At 62.0% G+C, this 7,179-nt stretch carries 9 protein-coding genes; 3 read left to right on the top strand and 6 right to left on the bottom strand.

The genetic code is table 11. The annotated features are described in order from the left end of the window. From KAZ48_09675 to KAZ48_09665, 3 genes are all read left to right on the top strand, one after another. Window positions 1-247, top strand: a 247-nt coding sequence (locus KAZ48_09675) for a hypothetical protein (protein ID MBP7973058.1), incomplete at its 5' end; no start/stop codon positions are given. Between the two features lie 65 nt (window positions 248-312). After that, on the top strand, window positions 313-1,365 hold the full coding sequence (gene arsB, locus KAZ48_09670; protein MBP7973057.1) for an ACR3 family arsenite efflux transporter: 1,053 nt from the start codon (window positions 313-315) through the stop codon (window positions 1,363-1,365). Window positions 1,366-1,519: 154 nt separating this feature from the next. After that, window positions 1,520-2,026: a hypothetical protein gene (locus tag KAZ48_09665; protein ID MBP7973056.1), complete on the top strand. Its 507-nt coding sequence runs from the start codon at window positions 1,520-1,522 to the stop codon at window positions 2,024-2,026. 151 nt (window positions 2,027-2,177) lie between these two features. Here the strand turns inward: KAZ48_09665 and KAZ48_09660 are convergent, their stop codons facing one another. From KAZ48_09660 to KAZ48_09635, 6 genes are all read right to left on the bottom strand, one after another. After that, window positions 2,178-2,564: a cupredoxin domain-containing protein gene (locus tag KAZ48_09660; GenBank protein MBP7973055.1), complete on the bottom strand. Its 387-nt coding sequence runs from the start codon at window positions 2,562-2,564 to the stop codon at window positions 2,178-2,180. A 78-nt stretch (window positions 2,565-2,642) separates the two neighbouring features. Further along, window positions 2,643-3,515 (bottom strand): FTR1 family protein, encoded by an 873-nt coding sequence (locus KAZ48_09655; GenBank protein MBP7973054.1) that lies wholly within the window; start codon window positions 3,513-3,515, stop codon window positions 2,643-2,645. A 170-nt stretch (window positions 3,516-3,685) separates the two neighbouring features. Continuing rightward, window positions 3,686-4,438, bottom strand: a complete 753-nt coding sequence (locus tag KAZ48_09650) for an amino acid ABC transporter ATP-binding protein (protein ID MBP7973053.1) — start codon at window positions 4,436-4,438, stop codon at window positions 3,686-3,688. 44 nt (window positions 4,439-4,482) lie between these two features. Next, window positions 4,483-5,415 (bottom strand): amino acid ABC transporter permease, encoded by a 933-nt coding sequence (locus KAZ48_09645; protein MBP7973052.1) that lies wholly within the window; start codon window positions 5,413-5,415, stop codon window positions 4,483-4,485. 24 nt (window positions 5,416-5,439) lie between these two features. Next, a complete protein-coding gene (locus KAZ48_09640) occupies window positions 5,440-6,366 on the bottom strand; it encodes an ABC transporter substrate-binding protein (protein MBP7973051.1) in 927 nt (308 codons plus the stop codon). 142 nt (window positions 6,367-6,508) lie between these two features. Next, window positions 6,509-7,179 (bottom strand): hypothetical protein (locus KAZ48_09635; GenBank protein ID MBP7973050.1); only part of this gene is annotated, 671 nt, incomplete at its 5' end.

Below are 7,179 nucleotides of genomic sequence, written 5' to 3'. Positions count from 1 at the left end.
ATGTCGACGAGCGAGCGTCGAGCACGGAAGGAACAGCAGATGCACCCTGACGTTTTGGTGGGTTCTCAATGACGGGAAGCAAATCCTCGGTCCTGTTCGTCTGCGTGCACAACGTTGGCCGCTCCCAAATGGCAGCGGCCTACTTGACCCGGCTGGGCAGGGAGCCGGTGCGGTCCGCCCGATCCGCGACGCGATTCGCACTCGGGTCCAGGCTTTGATCGCCGACATTGCACCCGAAGCGCAGTGAACGAGCAGGGGCCTGCCTCCCGTACGTCAGCCACCGCATCCGCCGACGCTTATGCCGACGCGGTGATTGGTCGGCTGTCGCTGTTGGACCGCTTCCTGCCGGTCTGGATCCTGGCCGCGATGATGCTCGGGCTGCTGCTTGGCCGGGTCGTGCCGGGGATCCAGGACGCCCTTGACACGGTCTCCATCGGGCAGACATCGCTGCCGATCGCTGTCGGGTTGCTGCTCATGATGTACCCAGTACTGGCCCGAGTCCGATACGAGGACATGGGCCAGGTCACCGGCGACCGTCGGCTGCTTTGGTTGTCGTTGCTGCTGAATTGGATCGTTGGACCCGCCCTCATGTTCGCGTTGGCGTGGACGTTTCTGGCTGACCAACCTGCCTTCCGAACCGGCTTGATCGTCATCGGTCTTGCTCGGTGCATCGCGATGGTGCTGATCTGGAATGACCTGGCGTGCGGTGACCGGGAGGCAGGCGCATTGCTCGTTGCGATCAACTCGGTCTTTCAGATCGCTGCCTATGCGTTACTCGGCACTTTCTACTTGAAGATCCTGCCAGCCTGGTTGGGACTGGAAACCCAGGACGTGCAGTTCTCGACCTGGTCGATCACCAAAGCAGTTCTGATTTTCCTTGGGATTCCGTTGGTGGCTGGCTACCTGACCCGCCGCATCGGGGTACGTGCGAAGGGCCGCACCTGGTACGACGACAAGTTCGCACCCCGAATCGCTCCGCTGGCGCTCTATGGGTTGCTGTTCACGATCGTCGTGCTGTTCGCTTTGCAGGGCGAGGCGATCACCGGCGATCCACTCGCGGTGGTGTCGATCGCCGTCCCGCTGCTGCTCTACTTCGCGATCATGTGGACCGTTGCGTTCGCCGCCGGAATGAGGGCTCGGCTCGGATATCCGAAGACAGCAACAGTGGCTTTCACGGCAGCGGGCAACAACTTCGAGTTGGCGATCGCGGTCAGCGTTGGTGTCTGGGGCGTCACGTCGGGGCAGGCTCTGACGGGGGTCATCGGCCCACTGATTGAGGTTCCCGCGCTGGTGGCGCTGGTCTACGTGTCGCTGTGGTTGCGGCACAGGTACTTTTCCCGTGCCGGCGTAGTCCAACCCGACTAGTAACCCGTCCAGATGGGCGGTAGGGCCTGGCCCGCTGTCGAATATGTCACCTGGTGGCATCCGAATTGTCGCTTTCCGGGGTTCGCTTGATGGCTCGATGTGCGTAGCTTCGAAAGGTCAGTGCAAACGCAGAACGGGTACCTAAGGGAGACATATGTCCAAGCGACGAACCACGACTGTCGTTGCCGCCACCGTGTGCAGCACGGCGCTACTTGTGCCGGTCGGCGCTGGTGCCGCAACCGCTTCGCCATGGCATCACCACGCAAAGCAGGGCGTGACCGCGGTCAAGCGGCTGCCCGCGAGTGCGGCCAAAGCTGAACTTCGCAAGGCAGTTCGCGCTGCGAACAAGACGTTCCTGATCGCCGAGCATTCAGCGATCAGGACGTTCCGCAAGGCGGTGCGGGATGCCCGCAAGACCGAGCGCGTGACGGTTCGAGCCGCCCGCAAGGCTCGCATCGCCGCAGTCGCGGCAGCGACAACGGACGAGCAAAAGGCTCAGGCCTTCGCGGCTTACCGTGCTGCTCGCAAGGCCGCGCACAAGGCACGCAAGTCGACGATCAACTCGGCGCGCGTCGCCCGCAAGGTTGCGATCACCAGTGCACGCGCGGATCGCACCCACGCTGTGGCAGTCGCCTGGGCTGCCTACAAGGGCTCAGTCTGATCGCCCACTAGCGTCACAACGACGAGCCCGGGACCCCTCGCCTTTCGCGCAGGGTCCCGGGCTTCGTTGTATTCAGTGGGAGCAGTGGGGTGGCGGTCCGCCGCAGTGGGTGGCGTCGGCGGTGGTTTCGCTTAACCCCCCGGGTCAGGTGTTAGCTGACCGTCAGGGCGGTGCGGATCCCATCGCCGGTTTGGCCTGGCTTGCAGGCGATCTCGTAAGAGCCGGCGGCCAGCGTTGCGTTCATTGTGCGAGAGGTGCCTGGGCCGATGTTCTCAACTTCGGAGACGATGGTTGTGAAGGCATCCCCGCTCTTGCCGTAGACGTAGACCTCGGTGATCTTGCCGCCGGTATTGGTGACGTCGAAGGCGGTCGCTCCTGCGGGCACCGAGTTTGTGCTGATGTCGCAGGTCGAATCCGTCGAAGTGACCGACACTCTGGTTGCTGCGCTGGTTGAGTTCGATGAATCCGAGCTGCAGCCAACGATCAACAGTGGGCTTGTCACGGCGACGGCAACGAAAGCCAGCTTGCGTGCGGACATTGGGTTCCTTTCGGTGGGTGAACGATGGGACGAGTCGCGCCCCGAAATGTGGATCGGAGCAGGTATCGACTGCTGCGGCTACTTGCTTGCTCGCACCGAGTCTGGTGTTGCCGCGACCGCCGCAGTGGGCTTCGGAGCGGGTGCCGCGGTGGCCTTCTTTGGCTTGCGGAAGAACAGGAACATCACCGGGATCAGATAGGCCAGCCACGCGCCTATCTCCAGCCACGAAGGCGTTGACGAGACGTTGAAGATGCCCTTGAACAGCGTTCCGTACCAGGAGCTGGGCGGGATCGCGCCGCTGATGTCGTAGGCAATGGTGTTCAGACCGGGCAGGATTCCTGCCTCCTGCAAATCGTGAATCGCGTAGGCGAAGACGCCTGCCGCTACGACGACGAGGGCTGCACCGGTCCAGGTGAAGAACTTGGCCAAGTTGATCTTTAGGGCACCTCGGTAGAACAGCCAGCCAAGAACGATGGCAGTGGCGAGTCCCAGCGTTGCACCCAGAACGGGCGCTGTCCCTGAACCCGTCGATTGGACGGCGGCCCAGATGAATAGCGAAGTCTCGAGGCCCTCACGAGCGACGGCGATGAATGCGACAACCGCGATCGCAATCGGGCCGACGCCCATTGCGCTGTCGAGACGGCCGTGGAGTTCGCCCTTGATGTTGCGGGCGGTGCGCTTCATCCAGAAGATCATCCAGGTGACGAAGCCGACGGCGACGATCGACATGATTCCGCCGAACGCTTCCTGCGCCTTGAACGACATCGATGACGAGGTGAATGTCAGTGCGGCGCCGAACAGCAAGCTCAGCGCGACTGCTGCGCCGACTCCGATCCATACGGGCAACAGAGCGTCGCGGCGGCCCGTCTTGACCAGGTAGGCGATCAAAATACTGACGACCAGCGCCGCCTCGATGCCCTCGCGTAGGCCGATCAGATAGTTCGCAAACACAAGCACTCCTCCAGGGTTTCTAGGAACAAAGGTAAGGCATACCTAAGTCACGCGCCACCCTGGGAGTGCCACATCACAAAGTTACCCAGCGGTATGGCTGTTTCCCGGCCCGGGAAACAGCCATACCGCTGGGTAACTTTCAGGGTTGGTGTTGGAGCGGCGTGGAGGGTCTAGAGGACCTTGCCGAGGAAGTCGCGCAGGCGGCTGGAGTTGGGGTTCGCCAACAGCGCTGTCGGCTCTCCCAAGTCGGCGATCACGCCTTGGTCAATGAACGCGAGGATGTCGCCGGCCTCGCGGGCGAAGCCAACCTCGTGCGTGACGACGATCATCGTCATACCGCTGGAGGCGAGTTTCTTCATGACATCGAGCACGTCGCCAACGAGTTCTGGATCTAGCGCAGAGGTCGGCTCGTCGAACAACATCAGGTCGGGGTCCATCGCCAGCGCACGCGCGATCGCGACCCGCTGCTGCTGCCCGCCGGACAGTTGCATCGGGTAGCTATCCCCGCGATCGCCGAGTCCCACTTGCCCGAGTAGGTCGAGCGCACGCTCCTTGGCCTTGTCTTTGTTCGTATTCTTGACGATGACCGGACCGGCCATGACGTTTTGAGCTGCGGTCATATGCGGGAAGAGGTTGAAGCGCTGGAACACCATGCCGATCGCCCGGCGTTGGTCAGCAACTTCCTTGTCCTTCATCTCGTGCAACTTGGCACCGCGTTGGGTATAGCCGATTAGTTCGCCTTCGACGGACAACCGGCCGGCATCGATCTTCTCCAAGTGATTGATGCAACGGAGGAAAGTCGACTTACCGCCACCAGAAGGTCCGATGATGCACGCGACCTCGCCCTTGCGGACCTCGAAGTCGATCCCCCTGAGGACTTCGTTGCGACCGAAAGCTTTGCGCACCTGTTCGGCCTTGACCATGACCTCTGGCAGGTCGTCGATGTCCGGCGCGATCTGCACGTCGCTCATGATGAGGCCTTATGCCCGAAACGGGATCGGAGCTTCTGGATCGGTGTCGGTGGCAACTCGCGCATGGCGCCCTTCGCGTAGTGGCGTTCGATGTAGTACTGGCCGACCATCAGCACCGATGTCAGCGCGAGGTACCACATGCTCGCCATGATGGCCATCGGGAACGGTCGGAACAGCCGGTTGCCAATGACGGAGGCCTGGAAGAAGAGTTCCGTCGATAAGGGGATCGCAATCACCAACGACGTCGTCTTCAGCATGGATATTGTCTCGTTGCCAGTCGGTGGGACGATCACGCGCATCGCCTGGGGCAACACGATGTGCCGGAGTGTCTGCATGCGAGTCATACCGACCGCAGTCGCGGCCTCCTCTTGGCCCTCATCGACGCTCAGGATGCCAGCGCGAACAATTTCTGACATGTAGGCGGCCTCGTTGAGACCCAGGCCCAGCAATGCGGCCACGAATAAGGGAATGAGGGTCTTGGTGCTGACCGTGAACATCTCGGGCCCGAACGGTATGCCGAACGCGAAGTTCTGATACAGCGCCCCGACGTTGGCCCATAGGAACAGTTGGACGTACACGGGCGTTCCGCGGAATAGCCACACGAAGAACCAGGCGGATCCACTCATCACCGGGTTGGGTGAGAGCCGCATGATTGCGATCAACACGCCCAGGATGAGGCCGATGAGCATCGCCAGGACCGTCAACAGGATGGTGATGCCGACACCCTTGACGATGGGTGCAGAGAAGATCCACTTGCCGATGAGGTCCCAACCCCAGTTCGGATTGGTCAACAGGCTGTTGATCATCATCGCGATGAGTACCGCGATGACGACCGTCCCCACCCAACGTCCTGGGTGTCGGACGGGGACGGCCTCTATCGGTCTGTGCTCCACGCGCTCACCGGATGGCGGTGCTTCTTTGATTGCCATGACGGCCTCCGGTGAGCGGTTGGGTTAGGACGCTGGGGTTGGGTTCAGCTCGGCCTGCGTGATGGCTCCGCTTTCGACGCCCCAGTTGGTCAGGATCTGCTTGTAGGCGCCGTCGTCAATCAACGCCTGTGTTGCCGCTTTGATGGTCTCGGCGAAGGCCGTCTGGTCCTTTGCCACGACGATGCCGTACGGCGCCGCCTGAGTGATCTCGCCAACCTGCTCGAGCTTGCCGGTCTGCTTGATGGCGTAGGCAATCACCGGTGAGTCAGCCAGCATTGCGTCTGCCTTGCCGGAGACCACAGCGGTCGTGGCATCGGACTGCAGGTTGTATTGCTGGATATCGATGCCTGGCTTGCCAGCCTTCTTGCAAGCATCGTTTTTGACCGGGATGTCATCGGTCGCCTGCACGGTGGCTTTCTGAACCGCAACGGTCTTACCGCAGGCGTTGTTGGGGTCGATGTTGTTCGGGTTTCCGGTAGCGGTCGCCCACGCGGTTCCAGCGCTGAAGTAGCTGACCATGTTGGCCTGCTTGAGGCGGTCAGGGTTGATCGTGAACGACGACATTGAGCTGTTGTACTTTCCGTTCCTCACACCGACGATCAGTGAGTCGAAGCTCGCATTGGTCCATTCGCCCTTGAGGCCGAGCTTGGCAGCGATGGCGTTGCCGAGGTCGACGTCGAAGCCCACGATGGTGCTTCCGTCTTCGGCGATGAACTCACTCGGCGCGTAGGAGGCGTCGGTGCCGAAGGCAAGCTTGCCCGTGGACTTGATGGCCTCGGGGACCTGGGCAGCGAGCGCGGCGTCCGCCGAAACCGACGGGGTCCCTGATGACGAAGGATTGGTATTGCCCGACGAGCTGTTGTCGCTGCTACATGCGCCGAAGGCGAACGTCCCGGCGACGGCTGCGAGGCCAATCGCAGCGGTACGCGTAGTTGCGGATCGAAGAATCATTTGTGAACTCCCTGAATTGGTTCGGATTTGCGTAACCCTGGCACAAAAGCGATGTTATTGCTTTTGTGCGGCCGCTGACGACTCTTAGGCCAAAGTTCGCCCGTCGGATAGTGCAGACGCCAGGGTGGGTTCCACCTCAGACCTAGGTGGTGGGTACCAGCACTGTATCCGCCATTCGCTTGTCGATGATCTCGTCGGCTCTGTCTGCTACCCAACTGAGGTGCAGGATCCAGTCCTCGGCCCATACGAGCGAGATAGCCGCCGCACCCAGCCCGTCGCGCCCAGACGAACCAGCGGGCGATGCGACACTCTCGCTGCTATCACCGCCGACATTCCCCCGCCCGGCCCAGTCGGCCATACACGCTGCGGTTGCCTCCCGCAGTCGCAGGAAGGGATCGCCCATCGTGGTCAATTCCGTGCCGGAGTCCTCGTTGGAAGTGGGCTCGACGGCGGCCGATCTGCTCAAGTCGTGGTCGGTTGCCGCCAGCCGATCGATGGCTGAATTGAGACGAGCCTGCACCAAGTGCGCGCAGGCGAGCATCGCGTCGGCCGCTGCCGGGCAGCCGATTGGCGAGCGATCCGCCTCAGCGAGAAAAACAATCAACTCCGACGATGTCCGCAGTTGATTGGCTGAGTTTGCGATGGCTGCCCACGTGTTCGCGTGGAGCTTCTCCGGTCCCTGCTGGGCCAGAGCTAGATCGAACGTCTCGTCGGCCAAGGCGGCAGCTCGGTACGCGGCCGCCCTGCTGGTACCGGCTTTGGCGACTGCCACCTGCCCGAGCAGGAGGCGGTCGTAGGCGACGACCAAGTAGG

Source organism: Candidatus Nanopelagicales bacterium, assembly GCA_018003655.1.
Lineage (GTDB): Bacteria > Actinomycetota > Actinomycetes > S36-B12 > UBA10799 > JAGNDY01.
This window is presented reverse-complemented; position numbering and strand designations above follow the sequence as displayed.

Excerpts from the sequence above, each read along its gene's own strand:
- KAZ48_09665 (MBP7973056.1), top strand. The coding sequence starts at position 1,520 with ATGTCCAAGCGACGAACCACGACTGTCGTTGCCGCCACCGTGTGCAGC.
- KAZ48_09660 (MBP7973055.1), bottom strand. The coding sequence starts at position 2,564 with ATGTCCGCACGCAAGCTGGCTTTCGTTGCCGTCGCCGTGACAAGCCCA.
- KAZ48_09650 (MBP7973053.1), bottom strand. The coding sequence starts at position 4,438 with ATGGTCAAGGCCGAACAGGTGCGCAAAGCTTTCGGTCGCAACGAAGTC.
- KAZ48_09645 (MBP7973052.1), bottom strand. The coding sequence starts at position 5,415 with ATGGCAATCAAAGAAGCACCGCCATCCGGTGAGCGCGTGGAGCACAGA.
- KAZ48_09640 (MBP7973051.1), bottom strand. The coding sequence starts at position 6,366 with ATGATTCTTCGATCCGCAACTACGCGTACCGCTGCGATTGGCCTCGCA.